At 67.2% G+C, this 26,085-nt stretch carries 20 protein-coding genes; 4 read left to right on the top strand and 16 right to left on the bottom strand.

The genetic code is table 11. The features are described 5' to 3' along the window. Window positions 1–9: 9 nt before the first annotated feature. The 6 genes from ubiB to oleC all read right to left on the bottom strand — a co-directional run bounded on the left by ubiB (window position 10) and on the right by oleC (window position 6,820). Window positions 10–1,662, bottom strand: a complete 1,653-nt coding sequence (ubiB, locus tag IB230_RS18025) for a ubiquinone biosynthesis regulatory protein kinase UbiB (protein WP_192274244.1) — start codon at window positions 1,660–1,662, stop codon at window positions 10–12. Continuing rightward, entirely contained in the window at window positions 1,659–2,300 is a 642-nt protein-coding gene (locus IB230_RS18020) for an SCP2 sterol-binding domain-containing protein (protein WP_192274243.1), read from the bottom strand. Before IB230_RS18020 ends, ubiB begins: the two co-directional genes overlap by 4 nt. 116 nt (window positions 2,301–2,416) lie before the next feature. After that, entirely contained in the window at window positions 2,417–2,575 is a 159-nt protein-coding gene (locus IB230_RS18015) for a DUF1328 domain-containing protein (protein WP_146388387.1), read from the bottom strand. A 148-nt stretch (window positions 2,576–2,723) separates the two neighbouring features. Beyond that, complete coding sequence (oleD, locus tag IB230_RS18010; protein WP_192274242.1) at window positions 2,724–3,725, bottom strand: 2-alkyl-3-oxoalkanoate reductase; 1,002 nt, start codon at window positions 3,723–3,725, stop codon at window positions 2,724–2,726. 12 nt (window positions 3,726–3,737) lie between these two features. Further along, a complete protein-coding gene (locus IB230_RS18005) occupies window positions 3,738–5,174 on the bottom strand; it encodes a hypothetical protein (protein WP_192274241.1) in 1,437 nt (478 codons plus the stop codon). Then, a complete protein-coding gene (gene oleC / locus IB230_RS18000) occupies window positions 5,171–6,820 on the bottom strand; it encodes an olefin beta-lactone synthetase (RefSeq protein ID WP_192274240.1) in 1,650 nt (549 codons plus the stop codon). Before oleC ends, IB230_RS18005 begins: the two co-directional genes overlap by 4 nt. A 93-nt stretch (window positions 6,821–6,913) precedes the next feature. Here oleC and IB230_RS17995 point away from each other — a divergent pair, with 93 nt between their 5' ends. Continuing rightward, window positions 6,914–7,294, top strand: coding sequence for a YkgJ family cysteine cluster protein (locus IB230_RS17995; protein ID WP_192274239.1), 381 nt, complete (start codon window positions 6,914–6,916; stop codon window positions 7,292–7,294). 174 nt (window positions 7,295–7,468) lie between these two features. Here the strand turns inward: IB230_RS17995 and IB230_RS17990 are convergent, their stop codons facing one another. From IB230_RS17990 to IB230_RS17975, 4 genes are all read right to left on the bottom strand, one after another. Then, window positions 7,469–8,359 (bottom strand): alpha/beta fold hydrolase, encoded by an 891-nt coding sequence (locus IB230_RS17990; protein ID WP_192274238.1) that lies wholly within the window; start codon window positions 8,357–8,359, stop codon window positions 7,469–7,471. Between the two features lie 67 nt (window positions 8,360–8,426). Continuing rightward, window positions 8,427–9,443 carry a 3-oxoacyl-ACP synthase III gene (locus IB230_RS17985; protein WP_192274237.1) on the bottom strand — a complete coding sequence of 339 codons (1,017 nt, stop codon included), beginning with the start codon at window positions 9,441–9,443 and terminating at the stop codon, window positions 8,427–8,429. A 123-nt stretch (window positions 9,444–9,566) separates the two neighbouring features. Then, window positions 9,567–9,884: a DUF4156 domain-containing protein gene (locus tag IB230_RS17980; protein WP_192274236.1), complete on the bottom strand. Its 318-nt coding sequence runs from the start codon at window positions 9,882–9,884 to the stop codon at window positions 9,567–9,569. A gap of 141 nt (window positions 9,885–10,025) precedes the next feature. Then, on the bottom strand, window positions 10,026–12,890 hold the full coding sequence (locus tag IB230_RS17975) for a pitrilysin family protein (RefSeq protein WP_192274235.1): 2,865 nt from the start codon (window positions 12,888–12,890) through the stop codon (window positions 10,026–10,028). A 138-nt stretch (window positions 12,891–13,028) separates the two neighbouring features. Here IB230_RS17975 and IB230_RS17970 point away from each other — a divergent pair, with 138 nt between their 5' ends. The 3 genes from IB230_RS17970 (at window position 13,029) to trmL (ending at window position 15,102) form a co-directional block, all read left to right on the top strand. Continuing rightward, window positions 13,029–13,733: an SDR family oxidoreductase gene (locus IB230_RS17970; RefSeq protein ID WP_192274234.1), complete on the top strand. Its 705-nt coding sequence runs from the start codon at window positions 13,029–13,031 to the stop codon at window positions 13,731–13,733. A 397-nt stretch (window positions 13,734–14,130) separates the two neighbouring features. Further along, window positions 14,131–14,511 (top strand): hypothetical protein, encoded by a 381-nt coding sequence (locus IB230_RS17965; RefSeq protein WP_192274233.1) that lies wholly within the window; start codon window positions 14,131–14,133, stop codon window positions 14,509–14,511. 111 nt (window positions 14,512–14,622) lie between these two features. Beyond that, a complete protein-coding gene (gene trmL, locus IB230_RS17960) occupies window positions 14,623–15,102 on the top strand; it encodes a tRNA (uridine(34)/cytosine(34)/5-carboxymethylaminomethyluridine(34)-2'-O)-methyltransferase TrmL (protein WP_192274232.1) in 480 nt (159 codons plus the stop codon). 186 nt (window positions 15,103–15,288) lie between these two features. Here trmL and IB230_RS17955 read toward each other — a convergent pair whose 3' ends face one another. The 6 genes from IB230_RS17955 to IB230_RS17930 all read right to left on the bottom strand — a co-directional run bounded on the left by IB230_RS17955 (window position 15,289) and on the right by IB230_RS17930 (window position 26,047). Continuing rightward, window positions 15,289–16,557 carry an FAD-dependent oxidoreductase gene (locus tag IB230_RS17955; protein ID WP_192274231.1) on the bottom strand — a complete coding sequence of 423 codons (1,269 nt, stop codon included), beginning with the start codon at window positions 16,555–16,557 and terminating at the stop codon, window positions 15,289–15,291. After that, entirely contained in the window at window positions 16,554–17,303 is a 750-nt protein-coding gene (locus IB230_RS17950) for a M15 family metallopeptidase (RefSeq protein WP_192274230.1), read from the bottom strand. The genes IB230_RS17955 and IB230_RS17950 overlap by 4 nt, the downstream gene beginning before the upstream one ends. Further along, the gene (locus IB230_RS17945) at window positions 17,263–18,807 is read right to left on the bottom strand and encodes a serine hydrolase (protein WP_192274229.1); all 1,545 of its coding nucleotides are present in this window, start codon (window positions 18,805–18,807) and stop codon (window positions 17,263–17,265) included. The genes IB230_RS17950 and IB230_RS17945 overlap by 41 nt, the downstream gene beginning before the upstream one ends. Window positions 18,808–18,920: 113 nt before the next feature. Then, complete coding sequence (locus tag IB230_RS17940; protein WP_192274228.1) at window positions 18,921–21,809, bottom strand: TonB-dependent receptor; 2,889 nt, start codon at window positions 21,807–21,809, stop codon at window positions 18,921–18,923. Between the two features lie 329 nt (window positions 21,810–22,138). Then, a complete protein-coding gene (locus tag IB230_RS17935) occupies window positions 22,139–22,897 on the bottom strand; it encodes an N-acetylmuramoyl-L-alanine amidase (RefSeq protein WP_225589657.1) in 759 nt (252 codons plus the stop codon). Between the two features lie 135 nt (window positions 22,898–23,032). After that, a complete protein-coding gene (locus tag IB230_RS17930) occupies window positions 23,033–26,047 on the bottom strand; it encodes a TonB-dependent receptor (protein ID WP_192274227.1) in 3,015 nt (1,004 codons plus the stop codon). Window positions 26,048–26,085: the final 38 nt, after the last annotated feature.

Raw genomic sequence — 26,085 nt, 5'->3', positions numbered from 1 at the left:
CCGAACGGATCACCGTCGCGGCCACGCCGCGAGCAACGCCCACAGGCCGCCGATGCCGGCGATCCACGCGGCGGCGGGAATGTCGAACAGGCTGGGCCCGCCCGCTTCCAGCGCGTACAGGACGGCCGCGACGATCAGCAGGCCGACGCCGAGGATCGCGGCGACCACGCGACGCTGCATGCCCTTCATCGTCAGCGCGAGATCGGCGAGATCCTTCGACCGCAGCGCGAGTTCGTGCCGGCCCTCGACCTGCTGGCTGAGCCACGCGTGCACCAGCCGCGGCATGTCGGGTGCGTGGGTCATGATTTCCGGCAGGCGCTTGCGGAACTCCTGCGCGGCGCGCTGCGGGCTGTAGCGTTCCAGCAGGATGCGTTCCAGCACCGGTCGCGCGACCGCCCAGATGTCGATCTGCGGATCGAGCTGGCGGCCGACGCCTTCGATGTTCAGCAGCGTCTTCTGCAGCAGGATCAGCTGCGGCTGCAGCGTCAGCTCGTAACGCTGCGCGGTGCGGAACAGCTTGGCCAGCACTTCGGCCAGCGAGATCTCGCTGAGCGGGCGGGTGAAGTACGGCTCGCACACCGCGCGTGCGGCGGCTTCCAGTTCGTCGATGCGGATGTGCGACGGCATCCAGCCGGCCTGCACGTGCAGCTCGGCGATGCGGCGGTAATCGCGGTTGAAGATCGCCATGAAGTTCTCGGCGAGCCAGTACTGGTCGTCGCGCGAGAGCTGGCCCATGATGCCGAAGTCCAGCGCGATGAAGCGCGGATCGGTCTTGCGCTCCGGATCGACCCAGATGTTGCCGGCATGCGCATCGGCGTGGAAGAAGTTGTCGCGGAACACCTGCTGGTAGAACACGCGCACGCCCTTCGCGGCGAGCGCCTTGCGGTCGATGCCGGCGGCGTCGAGGGCGGCGATGTCGTCGGACGGGATGCCGCGCACGCGCTCCATCGTCATCGCGCGCTCGGCAGTATGCGACCAGATCACCTCGGGCACGTACAGGTCGGGTGAGTCGGCCCAGTTGCGCCGCAGCAGGCTGGCGTTGCCGGCTTCGCGCTGCAGGTCGAGTTCGGCGGCCAGCGTGTTCTCGATCTCGGCGACGACTTCGCGCGGACGGATCTTGTCGGCGTTGGGATGCGCGCGTTCGACGATGGCGGCGATGCTTTCCAGCAGTGCGATGTCGCCGGCGATCTGCTTGCGGATGTCCGGGCGCAGCACCTTGACCACGACCTCGCGCCCGCCGGGCAGCGTGGCCGCATGCACCTGCGCGATGGAGGCCGAGGCCAGCGGCGTGGTGTCGAACTGCTCGAAGGCTTCGTGGATCGGACGGCCGAGCTCCTCTTCGACCAGCACGCGGGCGCGGTCGCCGTCGAACGGAGCGACGCGGTCCTGCAGCAGGGTCAGTTCTTCGGCGATGTCCGGCGGGATCAGATCGCGCCGCGTCGAGAGGATCTGGCCGAACTTGACGAAGATCGGGCCGAGTTCCTGCAGCGCCAGACGCAGGCGTGCACCGCGCGGCTGCGCGGCGATCTCGGCCGAGGCGCGCGGCACGAACGGACGGCCCAGGCGCAGCCAGCGTTCGACCGGCGTGCCGTCGAGCAGGTCATCGAGACGATAGCGGAGCAACACGCGGCCAATGCGGCTGGCCCGCAACACCGACCTCATGCGCGCTGCTCCACGCGCGCGGCGAGACGTCCTACCCGAACCGCCATGCGTTCGACATCGTCGCGGATCGCATCGACGTCGTCATGGAAGGCGTTGAGTTCCTCGCGGCCGATGACGTCGCGCGATTCCTCGGTGACGTACTCGGCGGCGCTTTCCGCCAGGTTGCCGGCGGCGGTACGCGCCTGCTGCAGGCCACCGCGCACGGCATTGGCCACCTGCACGCCGATCACGTCGCCGAACACACGCGTGAACGGCAGCGACCAGTCAGGATCGAAGCGGGTGGCGAGCGTCTGCAGGCGACGCGCGAGATCGGCGTCGCCGGACACCTTGACCTTGCCGACCGGCGTGGCGTGGTCGCGGCGGAAGAACGGCAGCTGGCCGAGCAGGCCACCCAGCGTGCTGCGCACGGCGAGGTCGGCTTCCAGCACTTCACTGGCGGGGCCGACCTGCAGGCGGCCACCACCGACCATGATGTCCATCGCCAGCGGTGGTGTATCGACTTTCAGCTGGATGCGACGCCCTTCGAGCGGCAGCAAGGCCGCGGAGGTGTCGGGATCAAGCGCGAGCGCCTGGTTGAGTGCGGCTTCCAGTGCACGGCCGGCAAGCGGCTTGAGGGCATCGAACGGAGACAGGTCCATGCCGCCATTCTAGCGGCAAAGCCTGTACGCCCCGCCCGCCCGTCTGCCTGCGTCATGCGGGCTCGGGGCGGGCTCGACAGCATCCTGCCGTCCCGGCGGAGAGAGACGGTGTCGCGTCAGACGCGTTTGCCGCGCAGCAGCGAGATGATCGCCAGGATCACGAAGACGACGAACAGCACCCACGCGATGTTGGTGGCGGCGCCGGCGATGCCGCTGAAACCCAGCACGGCGGCGATGAGCGCGATGACGAAGAAAATGACGGCGTAGCGCAGCATGGAAACTCCTTTTGGCATCTGGCCAGTGGTACAGCCGGAAGTGGCGTGGGCCATGCTGGAATGCCGGGAGTCATCGTCGCGTGAGCGTGCGCCGTGCGCAGACGGATTCGCTTAAGCGTGGTGAGGGGCGCGTGAAGCACCCATCGGCTCAGACCGGGTGGTCGCGCAGCCAGGCGCGCAGCCGATCGAAGCCTTCGTCCATCGACACGCGCGGCACGTAACCGAAGTCGCGCCGTGCCGGCGCCATGTCGTACCAGTGCGCGGTGCTGAGCTGTTCGGCGAGGAAGCGCGTCATCGGCGGTTCGCCCTTCAGCGGCAGGACCGTCCACAGCGTCTCGCAGACCGCACCGATGCGGTAGGCGGCGGTGAACGACAGCTGCTTGTCGGCGCGCGGCGCGCCCGCCGTCTCCAGCAGCGCGTTGAGCAGCTTGCGCATCGGCCACGGCTCGCCGTTGGAAATGAAGTAGGCCTTGCCGGCGCAGGCCGCGCCCGGCGCAAGATGGTCGAACGCATCGAAATGCGCCTGCGCGGCGTTGTCGATGTAGGTGGTGTCGACGTGGTTCTCGCCGCTGCCGACGATGCGCAGGCGACCGGCGCGCGCGCGCGACACCAGGCGCGGCAGGATCTGGTGGTCGCCCGGTCCCCAGATGAGGCGCGGTCGCAGCGCCACCGTCGCCAGCGTGGCGTCGTTGGCGGCCAGCACCGCCTTCTCCGCGATCATCTTGGTGGTGGCGTAGGGCGCCTTGAACCCCTCGCCGTACGGTACGTCGGCCGCGCTGCCCCCTTCGACCGGATGCGTCGCGCGGTGCGTCACGCTGGGCGTGGAGGTGTAGACCAGACGACCGATGCCATGCGCGCGGCACGCGTCCAGCACGTTCTGGGTACCGACGACGTTGGCGTCGTGGTAGCTCTTGTAGCTGCCCCAGGCACCCGCCTTGGCGGCGTTGTGGAAGATCGCGTCGACGCCTTGCGCGGCATGCGTCACCGCATGGCCGTCCGCCAGGTCGCCCTGCACCTGGCCAACGCCGAGTTCGCGCAGCACCGGGTAGTTCCCGCGGTTGAAGCTGATGACCTCATGCCCGCGCTCGACCAGGCCACGGCACAGCGCCTGCCCCAGGAAACCACCGCCGCCGGTGACGAGAATCTTCATGTTGCGGGTTCCTCAGGAAAGCGATGACGGAGTGGGTATACGAAGCGTCAGCAGGCCGCGCGCGAAGAAGCGATGCTGGCGCTCGATCCGCGCCATCTCCTCGCCCGGCAGGGCGTGCACGGCATGGCCGAGCAGGTCGCGGAGCAGCGCGCATTCGGCGGCTTCCAGCACCGTGGTGGCGTAGTCGTTGAAACACACACCGGTGTCGAGGTCGAGGCTGCGCACCAGCGGGCTGGTCGCCACCTCGAGCGCGTCGAAAGCGGGCACCGCCGGGGCCGCTTCATCCAGCGACGCCAGCGCCTGCGCAAGATCGGTGCCGAAATTCGCCATAGACCAGGTGGCCGCGATCCTGTCGCGACCACGTGCGCAGGCGCGTCGTGTTTCGTCGGGCGCGGCCAGATCCTGTGCGATCCGCTCGGCCACCGCGCGGTACGCGCGCAGGTCCGGCCCCTGTCCGGGCACCGGCGCCATGCCGGCGGTTTCCAGCACCTGGATGCCGTGCTCCGGCGGCAGCAGGTGACGGTTGTTGCCCGCGCCATTCGTATAGACCGGACAGCCCTGGTACACCGATTCCAGCGGGTAGAAGCCGAACGGCTCGGGGAAGCGGTTATAGGCCAGCGCGAAGCGGCAGGCGCGCATGACCTGCACGACCGCACGCTGCGTCAGATGCTGCAGCGGCACGAAAAAATCCGCGCACCGGAAACCGGTGCCGGCGAGCATGCCGTCGAGGGCGGCGCAGCGCTCCTGGTTGAGTGATGCGTCGGAGATCAGCAGCATCACGCGCGCGGCGCCGGTCTCGCGCGCGCGGACGTTCAGCCAGTAGAGGATGGCGACGGTGGCGACCAGGTCCTGCTTGTCGTGCTGCAGGGCATGGCCCAGCACCGCCTTGTCCGCCAACGCCAGCACGCCGGCGGGCAGGTCGTTCCCCTGCGCGAAACCCGGATGGCCGTCGGGCGCCTCCACGCAGGGCACCGGCAGGCGCACATCGCGCGTGGTGGCGACACCGACGGGATTCAGCAGGCGGCGCCGCGTCCAGTTGGGCGTGGCGAACAGGGCGCGCAGCACGTCCGCCTGATAGGGCGAATTGCCCAGGTGCAGGTCGACGGCGGCGTTGGTCAGCCAGTTGCCGGTGCCGTACACCAGGCCGTGGTACAGCACCACGTTGCGCGCGGCGTGCGTCCGGTCCGGCGGCAGCACCAGCGTGCCGGCGCCGTCGTACAGCGCCACGTCGGCACGCGATCGCCCGGCGTGGCGTGCGTACTCCGCTGCCAGGGCGAACGGCAGCATGGCTTCTTCGGTGCCGCCCCCGGCCAGCGGCGGCTGGAAGCCGTCCACCTTCATTCCACGCGCTTCCAGCAGCGGTCGGATGGCGTCGTTGACGTAGCCCACCGATCCCAGGAACGGCGGCCCCCCGGTGCGCGACAGGAAAAGGCTGACCGTGTCCGTCATCGATGCGACCCGTCGGCGAGCCGCGAGGCCGCCCATACGGCCAGCTTTTCGCGGCCGATCTTGGCGTTGTGGCGGATGTCGACCGGGAAGCCCGGATGCGGCAGATAGGCGGTGATGCGCGCGGTGTGCGGATGGCGTGCGGCGATCGCACGTAGCTCCGCCTCGATGCGCACAGGCTCGGCGCTGACGCCGGGCTGCAGTTCGTAGCAGAGCACGGGACGCTGCTGACCGGGCTCGCCGACGCCGACCAGCGCGGTGCGCCGCACCTGCGGATGCGTGTTGAAGACCGGTTCGACCTGTTCGGTATAGAGCGGACCGTCGGCGGTTTCGACGCGCTGCGTCTTGCGACCGCAGAACCACAGCCGGCCCTCGCCATCGAACCAGCCGACGTCGCCCATGCGGTGCACGACGCGCTCGCTGCCGTCGGCCTGCGTCTCGCGGATCTTGGCGATGCGGGTGGCGGCGTCGCGGCGGAAGTAGGTGTCGGTGGCGGTGGGTCCGGCGACGGTGATTTCGCCGACCTCGCCATCCTTCAGTAGCTCGACCTCGGCCCAGTCAGCGATGGCGTCATCAGTGATGCGGATGATGCGGACCTCGTTGGGCGGCACGGCGCGGCCCACGCAGGTACCGGCGCCGGCTTCGGTCGCCGCGCGTGTCGACTCCAGTTCGCGTCCTTCGATGACGGCGACCGGCAGGCATTCGGTGGCGCCGTACGGTGTCCAGAACTGGCCGGTTTCCGGCAGCAGCGTGCGGATCTTCGCGACGACCTCCGGCGGCACCGGTGCGCCGGCGGAGGTCACGCGCTGCACGGTCGGCAATGGCTGGCCGTGGTCGGCGAGCACCTTCATCAGCGCCGGCGACCCGAACAGCTGGGTGACGCCGAAGCGTGCGATGGCGTCGTGCAGCTTGTGGGGATCGGCGCTGGCCGGACGCGTGGGATCCATGTCGGGGATCACCGAGGTCAACCCGAGCGCGGGATCGAACAGGGCGAACGGCGGGAACGTCGGCAGGTCGACGCCGCCGGGCTGCATGCCGAACGCATTGCGCAGCAACTCGATCTGCGCGACGAAATGGCGGTGGCGGTAAACCACGCCCTTCGGCACGCCGGTGGAGCCGCTGGTGAACAGGATGCCGGCGACGTCGTCGGGCGCCGTGGCCGCGAGCTGCGGGCCGGCCCCGGCGCCACGCGCCTCGATCTTCGCCAGCGTGGTGCCGCCCCAGGCCCAGCGTGTGCCGACGGTGACGATCTTCTTCGCCGACTTCGCCCAGCCCAATACGCAGCGCGCGACCTGCGCCAGCGGGATGCCGATGAAGGCCTCAGGCTCCGCTTCGTCCAGGCACTGCTTCAGCGCGCGGCGATCGATGCCGGGGTCCACCAGCACCGGCACGGCACCGGCCTTGAACAGCGCGAACATCAACAGGAAGAACTCCGGCGACGGCCGCACCATCACCACCGCGCGCGTGCCGCGGCCGATGCCGCAGGCGCCGAGGCCGGCGGCGATGGCGTCGCTGCGCGCGTCCAGCTGCGCGTAGGTGAGGTCGCGGGTGTAGCGGCCTGCGCCGTCGGGGCAGCGCATCGCCACCTGGTCGGGCCGCTCGCGGGCCAGCCGGGGCAGGCTGGCGGCGATGTTGCACGGTTCGGTCATGCGGCCATTGTCGCCGCTGGACGGTACTTGCGTCAGCCCGCGGCGTTGGCAGAATGCGCGTCCCGCCCGCGCACCGCCGCCAGCCGACCTCCGATGCATCCCTGCCTGACCTGCGGCGCCTGCTGCGCCCACTTCCGCGTCAGCTTCCACTGGAGCGAAGCGGATCCCGACCAGGGCGGCGTGGTGCCGATCGAACTGACCGAGCCGCTGCGCGTGCACGAGCGCGTGATGCGCGGCACCTCGCAGAAGAGCCCGTGGTGCGTGGCGCTGGATGCCGACATCGGCCGCTACAGCCGCTGCACGATCCACGACCGGCGCCCGTCGGTGTGCGCATTGGTGCCGGCGTCGCTGGAGTTCGGCGAACGCAGCGCGCAGTGCGACAAGGCGCGGCTGGCGCATGGGTTGCCGCTGCTGGAGGAAGCCGACTGGGTGGGCGTGGTGGAGGCGGACAAGAATCCGTTGCCGGAGCTTTAGTCCTTCTCCCCTTGTGGGAGAAGGTGGTGCGAAGCACCGGATGAGGGGTTGCGAGCGCAGCGAGCCGCTCGGACATCCGTCAAACAAAGCAACGGCAAGAGCGCCCCTCATCCGCCTTCGGCACCTTCTCCCCGCTGTCGCAGGGAGAAGGACTCATCCTTCGGGGAGAAGGGACTACGCCAACGGATGGCGATCCAGGAAATCCCGGATCAGCGGCACCAGGATCTCGTGCTTGTCTTCCAGCACGTAGTGGCCGGCGTCTTCGTAGGCATGCACTTCGGCATTCGGCAGCGCGGCGCGGAAGCCGTCGAGGAAGTGCCGATCAAACACGAAGTCCTTCAGGCCCCAGCCGAGAAACACCGGGCGATCCGCGAACGACGGCAGTGCCTTGCCGGCAGCGTCGAGCAGCGGCCACGCCTTGTCCTGCGGGCCGAGCGGGATGTCCTGCATGAAGCGGATGGTGGAGATGCGGTTCGCCCACGTGTCGTACGGCGACACATAGGCGCGGCGCACGTCGGCCGGCATGCGCCGCTCGACGCCGATCCACGACGCGCCTGCGGAGAAGGCATTGAAGCCGCGGATGATCCACTCACCGATCGTCCAGTCGCGACCGAGCCCGATCTGCCACGGCATCGCCTTCGCGGCGGGCATCGGGAACGCGGCGGTGTTGGTGACCACCAGTCGCTTCACCTGCACGGCGTGCGACAGCGCCCAGCCGAAGCCGATCATGCCGCCCCAGTCGTGCACGGCCAGCGTGACCGAGCCGGTGATGCCGAGGTGCTTCAACAGCGACGCCACATCGTCGACGCGCGACTGCAGGGTGTACTCGTAGCGGCTGTCGTCCGGCTTGTCCGACAGGCCCATGCCGATGTGGTCGGGCACGATGCAGCGGTACCTGTCGGACAGACCCGCCACCAGCGTGCGCCAGTAATAGCTCCACGACGGATTGCCGTGCAGCATCACCACGACCTCGCCATCGCGCGGGCCTTCGTCGAGGTAGTTCATCGACAGGCCCGGACGGACCTCGAAGCGCTTCGGATGGGAGGGATAGCCGGGAAGGTTCATCGTGCGTCGCCGCCGTCAAAGAAAAGGGCCGGCGAACCGGCCCCTGGAAGGCTCATGCGGGGTGGGATTACCACTCCACCTCGGCCATCGTGCAGTTCAGGCCCGAGCCGATGCCGAGCAGCGCGATGCGGTCGCCCTTCTTCAGTTTGCCCAGTTCCTTCAGCTTGCTCAGCACGATCGGCACGCTGGCCGGGCCGATGTTGCCGTGTTCGGTGAAGATGGTCATGACCTTCTGCGGGTCGATGCCGAAGGACTTCACGAATGCCTGCGTGTGCGGGCGGCTGACCTGGTGGATGACGAACTGGTCCAGTTCGTCCACCGCCCAGCCCAGCGCGACCTTGGCGGCGGCGAAGGTCTTGTTGGCCAGCTTCATGCCCTCGATCAGCAGCATGCGGGTATCGGTGACCATGCGGTCCAGGTTGCCGCGGCAGAGCTTGTTCCACTCGGTCGCCGAGCGGGTCACGCCGCCCTTGTAGCGCGGCGCTTCCGGCGCCAGCGCGCGGCGCGTCAGCACCATCGCCACGGCGCCGCAGCCCAGGGTGAGGGCGGCCAGTTCGTCGCGGAACTGCTGTTCGGTGACGTCGGGGGCGTTGAGGCGCTCGATGGTCTTCTCGTAGACCAGGTTGGCGGTCTCGCCGTCGACGACCAGCGCGTAGTCGATCTCGTCGCGCTCGAGCATGCGGGCGGCGATGTCCATGCCGTTGATGAAGGCCAGGCAGGCGTTGGCCACGTCGAAGGTCTGGCAGTGGTCGCCCACGCCCAGGTTGCCGCAGACGATGCTGGCCGTGGACGGTTCCAGGTAGTCGCGGCTGACCGAGGTGTTGACCACCAGGCCGACCTTGTCGGCGCCGATGCCGGCATCTTCCAGCGCCTTCCTGGCGGCGAGCGTGGCGGCGTCGGAGGCCTGCACGTCGGCGTCCCACAGGCGGCGGGCATGCACGCCGGCCACGTCGTTCAACACGTCGGTCTTGATGCCCAGGCGGTCGAGCGTGGGCTGCAGACGGGCGTTGATTTCAGCGGACGTCAGCGTGTGCGGCGCATCGATATGCGCCAGTCCCGCGATGGAGACATTCTTGAAGAGCATCGAGGTTAGCGCCAAGGCTCAGGCGAAGGGGCCGACAAGGGTAACGGCTTCCCGCCTTCACCGCATCTTTACGGGGACGCTGGACCCGCGAGGCTCCGCCTCAAATGTGACTCAGTTCACGTTTTATCGGCCGCAACGGAAGGCCGCGAACCGTTGCTCGCCGTCGGCGGGGTCGCCCAGGGGCTGCAGGGTGTCGGCCTGGACGCCCGGCGCCTCGTTGCGGGCCAGGGTTTCCAGTTCGTCCCGCACGCGCAGGGTATTGCGGTCATAGAACGCGACGCTGCCCGGCACCTTCACGGTGATCTCGCTGCGCTTCTCGCAGCCGGTGGGGGCGGCGCCTGCCGGAACCACGCGCACGGTCTTGGCCTCCGGCGCCAGGTGCACCCAGGTGCAGGCGGACAACAGCAGCGTGGACGCGGCAGCAATCAGGACGAGACGCATCGGGGTCACCTTGGAGTGTGAGTCGTGGCCATTCTGGCCGATGCCGGATGAATCGATCCGGGCCATGCGCCGCCCCGTTCCCCGGCATCAGGCCGGGGAACGGGAACGGAAGACGTCGACCGGCGACGTCGCAGGCGCGGCTTACTTCTTGATGTTGCCGTCGGCGTCCAGCTCGACGGCGTCGCCCAGTTGCAGCGCGCGGACCGACTCGCCGACCTTGGACAGGTCACCGACCACCACCCAGGTCAGCGAGGACGGCGACAACGTGCCGGCAGCCTTGGCGACGTCGGCCGCACCGATCGCCTCGTTGCGCGCCTTGTACTGCACGATGTAGTCGTCCGGCCGGCCATAGCGCTGGTTGGAGGCGATCTGGCCCAGCACGGCGGACGCGGTCTCGTAGGCACCCGGCAGTTCCAGCGTGTTCGCCGCGCGGATCTTGGTGATCTCGTCGGGCTTGGCCGGGGCCTGGCCGGTGGCGAACTCGCTGATTTCCTTCTGCAGTTCCTTCATCGAGTCGGCCGTGCGGTCGCTCTGCACGGCGGCGCTGGCCCACCAGGGGCGCTGGCCGAGCGAGTTGCGGGCACCGCTGTAGGAGCCGTACGCCCAGTGCTTGTCCTCGCGCAGGTTCATGTTGAGGCGCGAGCTGAACTGTCCGCCCAGCACGCCGTTGGCGAAGTCGAAATCGATGGTGCCGGCGTCGCCGGTGGGCGGCACCAGCTGCGCGGCATAGACGTTCGACTGGATGGCACCGGGCTGGTCGATCAGGAACACGCGCGCCTTGGCCGCGTTGGCGACCTTCGGCACGGCGGCCAGCTTCGGCGCATTCGGCGCCGCCTTCCAGTCGCCCAGGCGGGCTTCCAGCAGCGGCACGATCTCGGCCAGCGTGGTGTCGCCGACGATGGTGATGCGCGCCTGCGACGGCTGCAGCCAGTCGCGATGGAAGGCGACCAGATCGTCGCGGGTCAGCGAGGCGATCGATGCTTCCGTGCCCGAGCCGGTGAACGGGATGGCATACGGATGGCCCGCGCCGTACAGCAGCGGCGGCAGCGTGCGCAGCGCGGCGGTCTGCGGGCGGGCCTTCTCCTGCTTGATGCCGGCGATCCAGGTGGCGCGCACACGCTCCACTTCGCCCGTGGCGAAGGTCGGACGACGCAGCACGTCGGCCAGCAGGTCCAGCGACGGCGCCAGCTTGTCGGTCAATGCCGACAGGCCGACCGAGGCCGAATCCAGCCCGGCACCGGTCGTCAGTTCCGCCCCCAGCGCTTCCTTGCGGGCGGCGAAATCAAGCGCGCCGTACTCGCCGGCCCCTTCGTCCATCATCTGCAGCGCGAAGCTGGCGGTGCCGAGCTTCTTGCCGACGTCGGCGGCGTAACCGCCGGGGAACTCGACGTTGAACTGCACCACGGGCGTTTCATGGCGTTCGGCCAGCGTGACCTGCATGCCGTTGGACAGCGTGGCGCGCTGCACGGCAGGGAACTTCAGGTCGGGGAACGTGGTGGTCTTCGGCACGCCGGCCTTCCGGTCGACCGTGCTGGGCGTGGTCTTGAACTTCGGATCGACCTTCGGCGTGGCCGCCGGCCTGGTGGCCGGTGCGGCGAACACGGTCTCCGGCAGGGCCGAGGCGGGCGTTTCGCTCGGCTGCACGAGGATGGTGTGCGAGCCGCCGCTCAGCCACTTCCTGGCCGCGGCCTGGACCTCGGCCGGGGTCGCGCTGGCGTAGATGGCCAGGTCGTCCTTGTAGCAGTCCGGCTTGCTCTGGTAGACGGCGCACGAGGCCAGCACGTCGGACTTGCCGCCGAAGCCGCCGATGCGCTCGATGCCGCGCACGAAGCCGGCCACGCCGGAGACGCGAGCGCGCTCCAGTTCCTCGGCCGTCGGCCCCTGGGTGATCAGGCGCTTGAGTTCCTCGTCCAGCGCCGCCTCGACCTTGGCCGGATCGACGCCTTCCTTGACCGTGGACATCAGGAAGAAGGTGCCGCTGATCTCGCTGCTCCACTGGTAGGCGGACGCCTGGTCGGCGATCTTCTCGCCGTGCACCAGCCGCGTGTCGAAGCGCGAAGCGGCGCTGCCGCCGAGCACTTGCGCGAACAGGTCGAGCAGCGTGGCGTCCTTCGTGCCCATCTCGGCGACGGGCCAGGCGCGGTAGACACGCACCTGCGGCACGCGGTCCGGGATGGTCTCGCGGGTGTCCTTGGCGTGCGTGGGGATGTTGGTCTTCATGTCCGCCAGCGTGGCGCTGGCCGGGATGTCGCCGAAGTAGCGGGTGACCTTCTCCTTCGCGGTGGCGACGTCGATGTCGCCGGCCAGCACCAGCACCGCGTTGTTCGGGCCATACCAGCTGCGGAACCAGGTCTTCACGTCGTCCAGCGTGGCGGCGTCGAGATCGGCCATCGAGCCGATGGTCTGCCAGCTGTAGGGATGGCCGGCGGGATACAGCGCCTCGAACATGCGCGCGCTGATGCGGCGGCCGTAGGGCTGGTTCTCGCCCTGGCGCTTTTCGTTCTGCACCACGCCGCGCTGCTCGTCGAGCGCCTTCTGGTCGATCGCGCCGAGCAGGTGGCCCATGCGGTCGGACTCCATCCACAGCGCCATGTCGAGCGCGGTGGTCGGCACGTTCTGGAAGTAGTTGGTGCGGTCCTGGTTGGTGGTGCCGTTCTGGTCGGTGGCGCCGACCAGCTCGAACGGAGTGAAGAACTCGCCGTCATGGTTTTCGCTGCCCTGGAACATCAGGTGTTCGAACAGGTGCGCGAAACCGGTACGGCCCGGGGTCTCGTTCTTGCTTCCCACGTGGTACCAGATGTTGACGGCCACGATCGGCGCCTTGCGATCGGTGTGCACGATCACCCGCAGCCCGTTCGGCAGGGTGAATTCCTCGTAGGGGATCACGATGTCCGCGCCGGCGGCCGGCTTCGCATACGTCGGGGCCGGTGCGTACGCCAGGCCTCCGAGGGCGGCGGACAGGGCAACGGCGAGCAGGGCGGCACGGGGCCGGCGGGAAAGGGACATGGACACTCCTTTGACTACTGAATGGGCCTGCAGAACCGTCGATGCTAGCCGCCGCCCGCGGTCATTACACTAGGCCACAAGCCATGACCAACGGCATGGGTACCGCCGGCGCATGGCCACCGACCCCGTGGAGGCGACATGGACCGCAAGCACTGCCTGGTGACCGGGGCCAACCGCGGCCTGGGACTGGAACTGGCCACCCAGTTGCTGGCCCGCCAGCGGCATGTGGTCGCGACCTGCCGCCACCCCGGCAAGGCGACGGCGTTGAACCGTCTGGCCGGCGAGCATCCGGGGCGCCTGCACGTGCTGCCGCTGGACGTGGCCGATGCCCGCAGCCGCGATGCGCTGCTGCGCGACCTGCCCCTGGTCACCGATGAGCAGCCACTGCACCTGCTCATCAACAACGCCGGCGTGCTCCGCGGCGGCGAACGCTTCGGCCAGGTTGCCGCCGACGATCTGGACGCCAGTTTCCACACCCACGCCGCGGGCCCGTTCCTGCTGACGCAGGCGCTGGCGCCGCAACTCGCGGACGGGGCCGTGGTGGCCAACCTCTCGTCGGAGATCGGTTCGATCGCGTTGCGGCAGGAGTTCCGCACGCCCAGCTACGCCATCGGCAAGGCCGCGCAGAACATGGTCACGTCGCTGCTCTCGCAGGCCTTGGCGTCGCGCGGCATCAAGGTCGTCGCCCTGCATCCGGGCTGGGTGCGTACCGACATGGGCGGCGACAACGCCGCGCTCTCTGTAGCGGAATCCGCGGCAGGCCTGCTGCAGGTGATCGATCACCTCACGCCCGAAGACAGCGGGCGCTTCCTCGACTGGCAGGGTGGACCGCTGCCCTGGTGAAACTGAACGTTGGCTGCGCCGATCCGCACACAGCGCAACGTTTCCGAGTTGAACGGCATCCAAACACTTGCGCACCGGAATGACCGGGCGCGGGGCGAAGCGGCGTGTTCGCAGTCACAACGAACATCACCGCCCGTCTTGATTCACGCAGGACGGACACCGGACGGACAGACGTTTCGGACAGCGGACACGCAGGAAGCGAAATAAATACAGAAATATCAATAACTTGTGTTTGGCATGGTTTCTGCGTTCCCAAGAACAAGAAAGCGCAGCACCCGGCAAACCTGACTGAAGCCTGAATCAAATCACCAAAACGAAAAGTTTTGCTTGATCGCTCCGTCTAGGTGTACTACCTTACTACCACACCACCCAACAACATCACTACAGAGGCATGACAATGAACGCCAAGAACCTCCTCCCTCTGACCGCCGCCGCCGTGTTCGCCCTGTGTGCCGGCGCCATGGTCGTCTCGGCCACCCACGCCGACAACAACCACAACGTCGCCAGCCAGACCACCCGCATCGTCGACCTGCCGACCGTGACGGTGACGCCGAACGCCGAAGACCTGGCGCACTACAACACCTACAAGGACACCAAGATCGTCGACCTGGCCACGGTCACCGTGACGCCGACCGCCGAAGACCTGGCCCAGTTCGTCGCCCAGCAGGCGGTTCGCGTGATCGACATGCCGGTGGTCACCGTGCGCCCGTCGGCCGAGGACATGCAGCAGATCGCGGTGCAGGCGGGCGTGCTGGCCGGCCAGCTGGCTTCGCGCTGATACGCAGGCAACACACGCTTCACCTGCGTCATCGCGCAAGCCCGCTGCGGCCGGAGTTCCACCGCAACACCCCGCCCGTGAGGTCGTGCAGCGCCGCGTAGAATGCGCGCCATGACCGACACCCTGGACATCGACGTCCTGCTGTACCAGCCGGAAATTCCCCCGAATACCGGCAATGCCATCCGCCTCTGCGCGAACACCGGCGCGCGGCTGCACCTGATCGAACCGCTCGGGTTCGCATTGGAAGACAAGCAGCTCAAGCGCGCCGGCCTGGACTACCACGAGTACGCCACGCTGCAGGTCCACGCCTCGCTCGATGCGGCCCTGCAGCGCATCCGCCCTGCGCGTCTGTTCGCACTGAGCACGCGGGGCAGCGTCCGCCACGACCAGCCCGCCTACGGTCCGGGCGATGCCTTCCTGTTCGGCCCCGAAACGCGCGGCCTGCCGCAGGACGTACTGGACGGTGTGCCCGAAGGCCAGCGCATCCGCCTGCCGATGCGCCCGAACAACCGCAGCCTCAACCTGTCCAACACGGTGGCCGTGGTGGTGTTCGAGGCATGGCGACAGGCAGGATTCGTCGGCGGTGCGTGACCTGTCGGGCGTTTTTGTGGGACCGACGTGAGTCGCGACCGCACGCGTTGACGGCCGATACGCCCCACATCAAGGCAGGACTCATCGGCAAAACGCCCTTGCAGCCTTCATCCGCCCCATCCGAGACCGGTATCTCCATCGGGCCGCGATCGCGACTCACGTCGCTCCCACAGCAGCAAACGGGATTTACCCGAATCGCGCCAGCCCATAGGGCGCCAGCGGAATCTCCGGCCGATCGCCCGCCATCATCTGGTCGACCAGCCTGCCGGTGACCGGGCCCTGTGTCAGGCCAAGGTGGCCGTGGCCGGTGGCGACGAAAATTCCTTCGCCCGGCACGCGGTCGATGATGGGCAGCGAGTCTGGCGTGCACGGGCGGTTGCCTGCCCATTCCGATACCGGTTCGCCGGTAATCCCCGGGAACAGCTTGCGCGCTTCCGGATCGAGGCGATGGATCAGCGCGTAGTGCGGATCGCGGCCCAGCGCGGTCAGTTCCTTGATGCTGGTCATGCGGATGCCGGCCTGCATCGGCGACACCACCATGTAGCGCTCGGCCCACAGCGTGGGACGCTGCACCACCGCTGACGCCTGCGGGTACATCAGGTGGTAGCCGCGCGCGGGAATCACCGGGATCTTCAAGCCGAACGGACGCAGCAGCGCGTTGCTCCACGCACCCGCGGCCACGACCACGCGGCCGGCATGCACGGGGCCGTGATCGGTATCGACGCGGTAGCCGTCGCCGTGCCTGGCGATCGCCGACGCACTGGCGGTCAGCGATGCCGCCCCGCGCGCGCGCAGGTCATCGAACAGGCGCCGGCAGAACTCGCCCGGATCGCGCATCGCCAGGGAATCACGCTGGAACACCGCGCGCTGGAAGCCCGCGCCGATGTTGGGTTCGAGGTCACGCAGCTGGGCAGCATCGAGCACGTCGAACGCGACCCGGCGCTCGCGCATCAGTCCACGTTCCCACTCGCCCTTCTCGAACGTGGCGTCCTCGCTGTAGACGTGCAGGTAGCCCGTGTGGCCGATCAGTTCGCCCGCACCGATCCGCTCGCCCAGATCCAGCCAGGCAGCGCGCGAGGCGGTGTTGATCGCACTGAGGGCATCGATGATCGGCACCACATGCTGCAGCCGGCCCTGGTTGAGGAACTGCAGTAGCCAGCGCGCATAGGACGGGCTGACGGCCCAATCCAGCTTCAGCGGCGCCAGCGGGTTGGCCAGCATGCGCAACGCCTTGGTGACGATGCCCGGCGTGGATTGCGGCATCACGTTGCCGACCGAGATGGAGCCGGCATTGCCGAACGAGGTCTCGCCCGCCGGCCCCTTGGCGTCGATCAGCAGGCAGGACAGCCCGCGATCCATCAGGTGATGGGCCGTCGACAAGCCGACGATACCGCTGCCGATCACCGCGACATCGGCGGTCTGCGGCGAGGAAGAAGAAGAAGGGGAAGGACTCATTGGATCGGGACGTCGTAGGCGGTGCGTGGGGTGGGTTCGGGACGGAAGGTGAAGTGCCACCACTCCATCGCGTAGTTCTGGAAGCCGTGACGCGCCATCGCCTGCACCAGCCGCTCGCGGTTGCGGCGCTGTTCGTCGGTGATGGACGGGTCCGCAGTGTTGGCGCGCGGATCGAAGAAGTCGAACGGCGTGCCCATGTCGAGTTCAACGCAGGCATCGCGTTCGCATCGGACCAGGGTCAGGTCGAGCGTGGCGCCACGACTGTGCCCGGAGGTCTCGGCGATGTAGCCGTCGAGCAGGCTCGCCTTCTCCAGGTTCGGGTAGTACGCGGCCTTCGTGCGCTGGTCGCCCGGATCGCGCGCCCAGCGGACGAAGTGCTGGACCGCGCGCACGGGGCGATAGCAGTCGAACACCTTCAGCGACAGGCCTTCCCGCTCGACGTCCTGCTGCACCCGCACCAGCGCTTGCGCGACCGGCGCCAGCAGCAGGCACTTGGGCGCTTCATAGCCGGTGACGGGCGTGCCGACGAAGTTGTTGCCGCCTGCGTAGCGGATGTCCTGCTGCAGGCCGGGAACGACCGTGGCGGCATCGACCAGATCCACGTCGGCTGCTTCCTTTGCAGGCGAGACCTGCACACCCAGCGAGGACGCACAGGCGCCCAGCCACGGCAAGGTACAGATCAGCAGCAGCCACGCACCGCGCACGTCAGCGGCACGCCTGCGTGCGGTGGAAATCGAGATCGGCATAGTCGTAGCTGAAGTCCGCGTCCGGATCGACATGCGACAGTGTAAGCCGGGCATCGCCACCTGCAGGCGGCGTGGCGAAGTGCAGCCACGGCTCCGCATCCACGCTGTCGTCGTCCCAGTCCACCAGCCAGCGTTCGTCCACGCGCATGACGGTGCCCGACAGCATCGGCGAGCGTGCGGCCACGAAGCGCACGCGATCGCCATCGGGACACAACGCGACGTCGCCGAACCAGGGGTCGCGGTAGTGTCCGGTCCATGCCGCCAGCGACCGCGCGCTGGCGATCGCGCGATGGCGCGTGTCCGCCTTCGGCTTGGCAGCCCGCTCGCCGGTACGCTCCTGTTCCAGCAGTCCTGCGTAATGCGCGACGGTCGGCGAAGTCGAAGGTGCAGTGAACTGTTTGGTCAACACCTGCCCCAGCACCGTACGGGCGGCCTCGCCTTCGCCGTTGATCAGAATGACGATGCCGGTGCGCTGGTCCGGCAACAGGATCACCGACGAGTACATGCCCGCCAGCGTGCCGGTATGCGCGACTTTCCACACGCCATCGACATCCGACAACCGCCAGCCATACCCATACGCGGAGAAGTGGCTGTTGTCCCAGGCACGCATCCGCGCGCTGACCGGCATCGGCATGTGCGCGGTCCACACCGCCTTGCGCTGCGCTGGCGACAGCCACGCGGGCGTCGCGTCGGGCGACAGCCACATGCGCATCCACGTCAGCATGTCGTCGAGGCTGCAGCGGATGCCGCCGGCCGCCATGGACGTGACGTTGGGAACCACCTCATCATCTTCGCGGATGGCACGATTGCCTTGCGACGTGCGCATGTGCGGCTGCGCCACGTTGCCCACGGCCGCGCGGTTCCATTCGCCGACCTGGCAGCGCGACAGCCCGAGCGGCGCGAACAGTTCGCGCTTCACCAGTTCTTCGTAGGACGCTCCCCCTGCCACGGCCGCGACTTCGCCCGCCACGACATACAGCAGGTTGTCGTAGGCGTACGCAGCACGGAAGCTGTGGGTCGGCTTGAGGTGTTGCAGGCCGGCGATGATGTCGTTCCGGGTGAACCGGTTCGGTTCCGGCCACAGCATCAGGTCGCCCGCGCCCAGCCCCAGACCACTGTTGTGGATCAGCAGATCGCGTACCTGCATCTGCTGCGTGACCCACGGATCATGCATGCGGAACTGCGGCAGGTACTTCGTGACCGGATCGTCCCACTTGAGCTTGCCGGCGTCGACCAGTCGCGCCAGCACGCCGGCCGTCATCGCCTTGCTGTTGGAGGCGATCTTGAACAGCGTGTCGTTGTCGATCCTCTCATCGCTGCCGGCCCGCAGCTCACCCAGCGCGCGCGTGTACGCGACCTCGCCATCGCGGATGACGCCGACCGCCAGGCCCGGCAGGCCGTAGCGCTCGAATGTCTGTTCCACGGCGGCGTCGATGGCGGCATTGCCGGGCTCGGCGTGCGCGATGGGCGCCAACAGCGCCAGGCAGGCAAGGAAATGCTTCATGGCGTGGCTCACGTTTCCGGAGATTCCGAGCGCGCTGCCCTGCACGCAGACGAGCCGTCGCCGACATTGCCGGCGACGGTCCGAGGCTTGCTGCAGGTCGACGACGGATCAGGTCAGTCGAACTTGTACTCGACCATCAGCGCGAACGAACGGCCACGCGGATCGGCGACACGCGGTTCCCATGCGGCACCTGAAGCGAAGTCGTTGTAGTGGGCGGTGAACGGCGGATCCTCATTGAGCAGGTTACGCACGATGAAGGTGAACTTGGCGTTCTCCAGCCCCGTCCAGCCCAGGCTGTAGTTGTAGGTGATGTAGTCGTCGACGTCCGGATTCCAGTTTTCCGGAATGTAGCTGTTGTTGACCACGCTGACCGGGACTTCGTCCTTGTAACCATCGCGGTAGATCTGCGTGAGCGTGTGCGACCAGTCGCCCTTGGCCCACGCGAAACTCAGCGTGTGCTTCCATTTCAGCGGCAGGTTGTAATAGCGGATGTACTTGCCGACCTGGTTCGGACCGTACGGCGTGCTCTCCAGCGCCTTTTCCTGGAAGCTGTCGATGTAGCTGCCGTTGAGGTTGACGCGGAAGGTGCCGCCGGCAAGGTCGCCAATCACGTTGGCATCCAGCTCGATGCCGCTGATCAGGGTGCCGCCGGAGTTGATGAAGCGGCGATCGATGCCGACCACCTGGCCGCTGCTGTCCCGGATCCAGTTGGCGGCGAACAGGTCGTAGTTGGCGACCAGGGTGGCCTGGTTGGGCACGCGGATGGTGTTGGTACGCTCGATCTCCCACCAGTCCAGGCTGACATTGAAGTGTTCGTTAGGCGCGAACACCACGCCGAAGCTCTTCTGGTCGGACGTTTCGGGTTTCAGGTCGGCCTTGCCGCCGGTCAGGATGTCCGGCTGGATCGCCGTGCAGCCCGGGATCGCCGGATTGGCGACACCGCCGGGGCAGCTGGCCGGATCGACCAGGTCGAAGCCGGTGTACGGGCTGGACGTCACGCCACTGAACAGCTTGGTGAATTCCGGCACCTTGAAGCCGTCACTGATCGCACCGCGGAAGGCCAGCGATTCGATCGGCTGCCACTTGAACGAGAACTTCGGGTTGATCGTGCTGCCGAAGCCGTCGTAATCGTCGCGGCGTACCGCCAGGCTCACTTCCAGGCTGTCCACGATCGGCAGGAAGGCCTCGGCGTAGACCGCCTTCACATCGCGCGACACCTTCGGCAGATTATTGGTGGCGTCGAATGGCGCACCGAAAATGTAGCTGTTGTCCAGGACGATGCCGTCCTTTGTCGAGCCGAACTCGAACTCTTCGCGACGCAGATCCACGCCGACCGCCGCCATCACTTCGCCGCCCCACAGGTTGAAGCCGAGACCGCCGGAGAACGCGGCATCCAGCGTGGTGACGGTCGACTCGCCGCCATACAGGCGCACGCCCGCCGCCGAGGCCGCCTGCAGCATCGCGACCCCCGCGGGATCATGCTGCTGGCCCGGCATCAGGAAAGGATTCAGCAGCCCGCTGCCCAGCGCCGCCTTGAAGCCCGGCGTGAAGTAGTAGCCGCTGCCCAGCACGGATTCGGCTTCGCTGGATGCGCGCGACAGGCCGACGTCGTAGTCCCAGCTGCCGATCGTGCCGTCGACGCCGACCAGGAAGCGATACGCCTTGGTGGTCGTCTCGATCTGGCGCGGGCCGCAGACTTCGCAGCGCCAGCGATACGGAATCGGATTGCCGTACACCAGGTTGCCACTGCCGAAGTACGACGACAGTGCGTTGAAGACCATGTTGTAGGTCGCCAGCGACTGCGCGTTACCGGGCAGGTACGGGTACCAGGTGCTCGGCCCCAGCGCCGAAGCGGCCGTCGAGGCACTCGAGGTGATCTGCTGCGCTTCGAACTGACGGTTGGACTCGGAACGCGAGGCCATGGCTTCGGCGTAGAAACGATGGTTCTCGCCGAGCTTGAACGTGGCACGGCCCAGCGCCTGCAGGCTTTCCTGCGGCTGCTGCATCACCTGCGCCGCCGGATAGTCCCACGCACAGGCGTACTTCGAGTTGGCGACGCCCCACAGCCGGTACGCGTACGGGCCCATCATGTCGCCGCCGGCCTCGCAGCCCGCCGCACCCGGCAGGTTGAGGATGTTGATCAGCGCCTGCCCGCCGCCACCGGCGGGATCGGCCAGCGTACCGGTGATGATGCCGCCGGCGATGTTGGATACCGTGGCGAACGGCGTGCCGCGGGTATCGGGCGACAGGCCCCGGTCGAGCTGGAACGTGTTCGCGTAGTCGCGGTCGCTGCCCAGAAGGATCTCGTTCTCGCGATAGTTCATCGTGCCCCAGACGTTCCAGCCGTCCGAGTCGATGTCGCCCATGCCGCCGAGCACACTGTAGGTGTAGATGTTGCCGCCGCCATCCTGGGTAACGTCGAAACCCGCGTTGACCGTGATGCCCTGGTAGTCGCTGCGGGTGATGAAGTTGATCACGCCGCCGATGGCGTCGGTGCCGTAGACCGCCGAGGCGCCGTCGCGCAGCACTTCGACGCGGTCGATGGCGGCGAACGGAATCGAATTGAGGTCCACAGCCTGCCCACGCAGGCCATGGGTGGCGACGCGGCGGCCGTTCAACAGAACCAGCGTTGCGTCGGCACCCTGGCCACGCAGGTTGGCGCCGGACACACCGTTGTTGCCACGCAGGTCTGCCGGCGCGATGCCGGCATTCGACGCCAAGCTGTCGGAGGCGTTGCTGGCGACGTTGAGGAACTGCAGCAGCTGTTCCGCCGACGTGATGCCCTGTGCCTCGATCTCCGCTTTCTGGATGATGGTGACGGGCAATGCGGCTTCCACATCGGTGCGCTTGATGCGCGAACCGGTGACGGTCACCGTATCGAGCGTGCGGGCACCACTGGCAGGTGCCGCATCCTGTGCGAGCACGACGCCCGGAACGGCCAAGCCCAGCAGGATGGCGGAAGCGAGGTGGGTGGGCCTAAGCGAAAGGCGTCGAGCGGGCATGCAGATCTCTCCTCTGAATGTCTGGAACGCGCGGTGCGCGCGACCGGTGTGATGGACTGCGATGCGCTCGACGCGTCGTTCCGGGGCCAATGCCTCGCCCATGCGATGCATGCGGCGCAGCGACTGATCGATCCCCGGCCCGCATGGCTCCCCATTCGCGCCTTCCCGCGCATCCATCCCGGATGCGCACCACAGATTGCCTGGTGAAACGGACTGCACCGGCACCCCTGCCGGTAAAACCCCTGTGATGGCGGTTTAGCATGCAGCTTGACCGCAGTCAATAAATTATTCTTGTGGTGCAAAAAAACTGACTTGAATATTCCTGCCCGTCACGGTGACGTGGCAGGTGGAGCGGTCAACGCATGCAGGATGCGCAGGTCTTCGGCATCCAGTTCCGACCCTTCCATGCCGCGGAAGCGATGGTGGAACGCACGCACCGTATCGGGGCGATTGTCGGTGGAGTAGCCGATCGCCTGCAGCGCCAGCCACGGATCGAATCCGGGCGGCGGATCGCCGGCACCCTCCGCCGGCCACACGCCGAAGCCGGCGTCCGCCAGACGCTTCCAGGGGAACAGCGGGCCCGGATCGATCTTGCGGGTCGGTGCCAGATCCGAATGGCCGATGATCTGTGTCGGTGGAATACGCAGACGCTGCGTCAGGTCGCGCAGCAGCACGATCAGGCTGTCGATCTGCGCATCGGGAAACGGACTCTTGCCGTCGTTGTCGATCTCGATGCCGATGGACGCGTTGTTGACATCGGTGATCGCGCCCCAGCTTCCGGCGCCCGCGTGCCAGGCGCGCTGCGTGTCGCTGACCAACTGGTAGATCTTGCCGTCCTTGCCCAGGAGATAGTGTGAGCTGACGCGTCCGCCGCTGTTGCGGCTGCGAAGGGTATCCAGCGACTGCTCCACCGAATCCTGTTCGGTGTAGTGCAGCACGATGACCACCGGCCGGCGCTCATCGAAGTTCTTCGACGGCACCCAGGTGGCGAGCGGATTGCGTGGTGCGGAGTGGGCGCAGGCGCCCAGCAACATGACCAGCGTCAGCAGGATGGCGGAGCGACGCAGCGGGCGGAAAAGCATCGTCATGACAGGACCTCGCGATGGAGCTGGAGACAGGAATAGCACGGAGCGCCTCGGGAAGGCGCGCCACATGGACAAAGAAAGGCCTGCCGCGAACGGCAGGCCACCGGAGAAATCAAAAGCCCGAACCTGCGGCCGTGATCAGAAATTCCAGGTCACCACCAGTTGGGCGTAACGCGGGGACTGCCAGCGGGTGCCGGTGCCGAAGGTGGAGCGCATCTGGCCGGGCTGGCCCTCGTAGCGCGCACTCACGTTGACGACCTCCTGATCGTTGAGCAGGTTGTAGACCGAGAAGCGCGCCTTCAGGTCGATGCCTTCCACCGGCAAGGTCCACGTGACGTTGGCACCAAGGTTGTAGGTCCATGGCATGCGGCCGAACGCACCGCGCTCGGTTCGCTGATAGACTCGGTCGGCCCAGTTTCCGGAGCAGTTCTGGACGCACAGCCAGCCCGTGCCGCCACCGCTACCCGTGCTGGTGTAGCTGGCCACGGCCAGGTTCTCGTCCGGCCAGGTGACGCCGAAGGCGGTGATCGGACCGCCGGACAGCGCGGTGAACGTGCCGCCGACCGACCACATCTCGTTGAACTTGTAACTGGCACGCAGTTTGATCTGGTGCTCGTGATCGTTGAACAGCACGCCATAGCGATCGTTGTTGGCCGGGTGATCCCAGTGCTGGGTCATGCCGGTGTCGCCGTAGTTGGTATCCGAGTTGACCGGTCCCTCGTGGTTGCCTTCGGACTTCGACCACAGGTACGACGCGTTGAACGCCCACTTGTCGTCCCACGCGCGGTCGATCTGGAACTCGACCGCCTTGTAGGTGCGCTTGGGTTTGGAGTAGCCCACGATGCGGTTGCTGCCGACCGTGATGTAGCCTTCTTTCGAGGTATCGATGGTGACCCAGCCGTCCTGGGCGCACCCCATGTCGGTGGTGCCCCACAGCGTCAGCGATTCGCCAGGATTGATGATCGGCCAGATCGTGCCGTGCCTCACGCCGCACAGTGCGTTGATGCGCGCATCGCCCAGGTCGTTTGTCATGCGTCGATAGGTGGCATTGATGCCCCACGACCACGCCTGGTTGATCATGGTCTGGAAGCCGACGATCGCCTCGTCCTGGTACACCGCATCCAGGTCGCGATCGACGCTTTGCCGCGTGTCGTTCACGACGACGTTCATCGACTGGTCCACCGGGCCGATCTGCGCCCCGATCACGGGCGCCATGTACGACGCGCCGGTGATCGGGTTGGTTTCGGCACGCCAGCCATCCAGTGCGTAGTAGGTGTACTCGTCGGTGAGACCGCCTGCGAAGTTATAGTTGATGATGCTGGGGATAGGCAGGTAGTAGCGCCCCAGATTGCCGAACAGCTTGGTGCTGCCGTCGCCCTTCATGTCCCAGGAGAAGCCCAGACGCGGCGAGAACAGGTTGTCCTGCTCGATGAAGGTGTTGCCGACCGCATCCATGTTCTCGAACGTATCCAGGCGCAGGCCGAGGTTCAGCAGCAGGTTCGGCGTCACGCTCCAGATGTCTTCCACATAGAACGCGCTCGCCTTGGTATCGAACGCGCCACCGTCGGACCGTTCGCGCCCAGTGATGACGGCGCTGACGCCCGCCGGCACGATGCCGCCGTTGGACAGCGTGTCGCCGGGGTTCTGCGCGGTCACGGTGTAGCGCATGCCGGTCGGACCCGGGTAGGACGTGAAGCGTTCGGTATTCATCTCCTCGCGATCGATGCCGAAACGGAGCAGGTGATCGCCCAGCGTCCATTCGAAGTCCAATCGACCCACCTTGCGCTCGTCGTGATGGTCGACGACCGACGTGCTGGTGCTCGGGTGGCATGAAACCGGCGGGCGACCCATGGCGGTGTAGGCCGCGTTGTAGGTCGTGCCGATGATCACCTGTGAGCACAGTTCGTCGGCGGACGAGTAGACCAGCGCCTGGGTACGGTTGATGCCGTACATCGCCTTGGCGGTGAAGTTGTCGCCGAAGTGGCCGGTGTAGGTGACCGATCCATTCTTGCCGCCGCTCTCGGCCGTGCTCTTGCCGACATACGCGCCCTTGGTGGCGGTGGCGAAGGTGTAGCCATAGGTGTCGACTTCGGCCTCGCCCTCGTCCGAGAAGGCCAGCAGCTCCAGCAGATGGTCGTCATTGATCTGCCAGTCCATCTTGACGCCCCAGAACCCGTTGCCGGATTCGTTCTTGCTCCAGCTGCTGCCCAGCGCATTCGTATAGCTCGCGTCGTTGTCGCGCTGCTCGAACATCGCGAACAGGAACAACTTGTCCTTCACCACCGGCCCTGATGCCCAGACATTGTTCTTCATCCAGGACTGGCGGTCATGACTGGACAGCACATTGGTGCTGCCATCGGCGTAATAGTGATCGTCCGCCGTAGAACGCCACGCGGCGGGCTCGAAGGTCGACTGGATGCCGCCCTGGAACTCGTTGGTGCCGCGCCGCGTGACTGCGTTGATCACGCCGCCCGTGCTGCGGCCGAATTCCACCGAGTAGCCGCCGGTCTTGACTTGGAACTCCTGGAAGAAACCAAACGGCGCACTCGAGAAGCTCTGCCTCCGGTAGAAGTCGGTGACGTTGAGGCCATTGATGAACACCGAGTTCTCGGCGATCGAAGAGCCGCCGAACGAGATGCCACCCAGCGACGAGTTGCCGGAGATCACGCCGGGTGCGAGCAGCGCCACCGATGTCAGGCTCTGGTCGACCGGAATTCGTGCGAGTTCCTCACGGTTGATGTTGGTGGCCGACTCCGTCGAGCGTACGTCCACCCGGTTGATCACCCGCGACCCCACCACCTGCACGGCGTTTAGGTTCACCACGCCACCGTCGGCACCGAGGTTGACCGTGGTCGTACCGCCCAGCGACACGTTGACACCGACGGCATCGCCTACATCGGCGCCGTCGCGCTTGACCTGCAGGCGGTACTCGCCGATAGGCAGCTGGGTCAGGCGGTAGCTGCCGTTGCCTTCCACCGTGACGGTGCGGGTGGCGCCCGTCGCGGTATTAGTGATCGTGATCTGATCGCCCGCGCTGGCGCGACCCGCGACCGCGCCGGTCGCGCTCTGCGCCATCGCCAGCGGTGCCATCGTGGCGATGCATGCGCCCAGGGCAATGCCCAGTGCCGCCTTCTTCAGAACCTTGCCTTTCATCCCCGCTCTCTCCTGCTAAAGATGTTGGTAGAAACGTG

Source organism: Pseudoxanthomonas sp. PXM01 (assembly GCF_014851815.1).
GTDB lineage: Bacteria > Pseudomonadota > Gammaproteobacteria > Xanthomonadales > Xanthomonadaceae > Pseudoxanthomonas_A.
The sequence above is the reverse complement of the archived record's forward strand: the minus strand, read 5'-3'. Positions and strand labels throughout refer to the sequence as shown.

Coding starts and splice junctions, on each gene's coding strand:
- ubiB (WP_192274244.1), bottom strand. CDS start 1,662: ATGAGGTCGGTGTTGCGGGCCAGCCGCATTGGCCGCGTGTTGCTCCGC.
- IB230_RS18020 (WP_192274243.1), bottom strand. CDS start 2,300: ATGGACCTGTCTCCGTTCGATGCCCTCAAGCCGCTTGCCGGCCGTGCA.
- IB230_RS18015 (WP_146388387.1), bottom strand. CDS start 2,575: ATGCTGCGCTACGCCGTCATTTTCTTCGTCATCGCGCTCATCGCCGCC.
- oleD (WP_192274242.1), bottom strand. CDS start 3,725: ATGAAGATTCTCGTCACCGGCGGCGGTGGTTTCCTGGGGCAGGCGCTG.
- IB230_RS18005 (WP_192274241.1), bottom strand. CDS start 5,174: ATGACGGACACGGTCAGCCTTTTCCTGTCGCGCACCGGGGGGCCGCCG.
- oleC (WP_192274240.1), bottom strand. CDS start 6,820: ATGACCGAACCGTGCAACATCGCCGCCAGCCTGCCCCGGCTGGCCCGC.
- IB230_RS17995 (WP_192274239.1), top strand. CDS start 6,914: ATGCATCCCTGCCTGACCTGCGGCGCCTGCTGCGCCCACTTCCGCGTC.
- IB230_RS17990 (WP_192274238.1), bottom strand. CDS start 8,359: ATGAACCTTCCCGGCTATCCCTCCCATCCGAAGCGCTTCGAGGTCCGT.
- IB230_RS17985 (WP_192274237.1), bottom strand. CDS start 9,443: ATGCTCTTCAAGAATGTCTCCATCGCGGGACTGGCGCATATCGATGCG.
- IB230_RS17980 (WP_192274236.1), bottom strand. CDS start 9,884: ATGCGTCTCGTCCTGATTGCTGCCGCGTCCACGCTGCTGTTGTCCGCC.
- IB230_RS17975 (WP_192274235.1), bottom strand. CDS start 12,890: ATGTCCCTTTCCCGCCGGCCCCGTGCCGCCCTGCTCGCCGTTGCCCTG.
- IB230_RS17970 (WP_192274234.1), top strand. CDS start 13,029: ATGGACCGCAAGCACTGCCTGGTGACCGGGGCCAACCGCGGCCTGGGA.
- IB230_RS17965 (WP_192274233.1), top strand. CDS start 14,131: ATGAACGCCAAGAACCTCCTCCCTCTGACCGCCGCCGCCGTGTTCGCC.
- trmL (WP_192274232.1), top strand. CDS start 14,623: ATGACCGACACCCTGGACATCGACGTCCTGCTGTACCAGCCGGAAATT.
- IB230_RS17955 (WP_192274231.1), bottom strand. CDS start 16,557: ATGAGTCCTTCCCCTTCTTCTTCTTCCTCGCCGCAGACCGCCGATGTC.
- IB230_RS17950 (WP_192274230.1), bottom strand. CDS start 17,303: ATGCCGATCTCGATTTCCACCGCACGCAGGCGTGCCGCTGACGTGCGC.
- IB230_RS17945 (WP_192274229.1), bottom strand. CDS start 18,807: ATGAAGCATTTCCTTGCCTGCCTGGCGCTGTTGGCGCCCATCGCGCAC.
- IB230_RS17940 (WP_192274228.1), bottom strand. CDS start 21,809: ATGCCCGCTCGACGCCTTTCGCTTAGGCCCACCCACCTCGCTTCCGCC.
- IB230_RS17935 (WP_225589657.1), bottom strand. CDS start 22,897: ATGACGATGCTTTTCCGCCCGCTGCGTCGCTCCGCCATCCTGCTGACG.
- IB230_RS17930 (WP_192274227.1), bottom strand. CDS start 26,047: ATGAAAGGCAAGGTTCTGAAGAAGGCGGCACTGGGCATTGCCCTGGGC.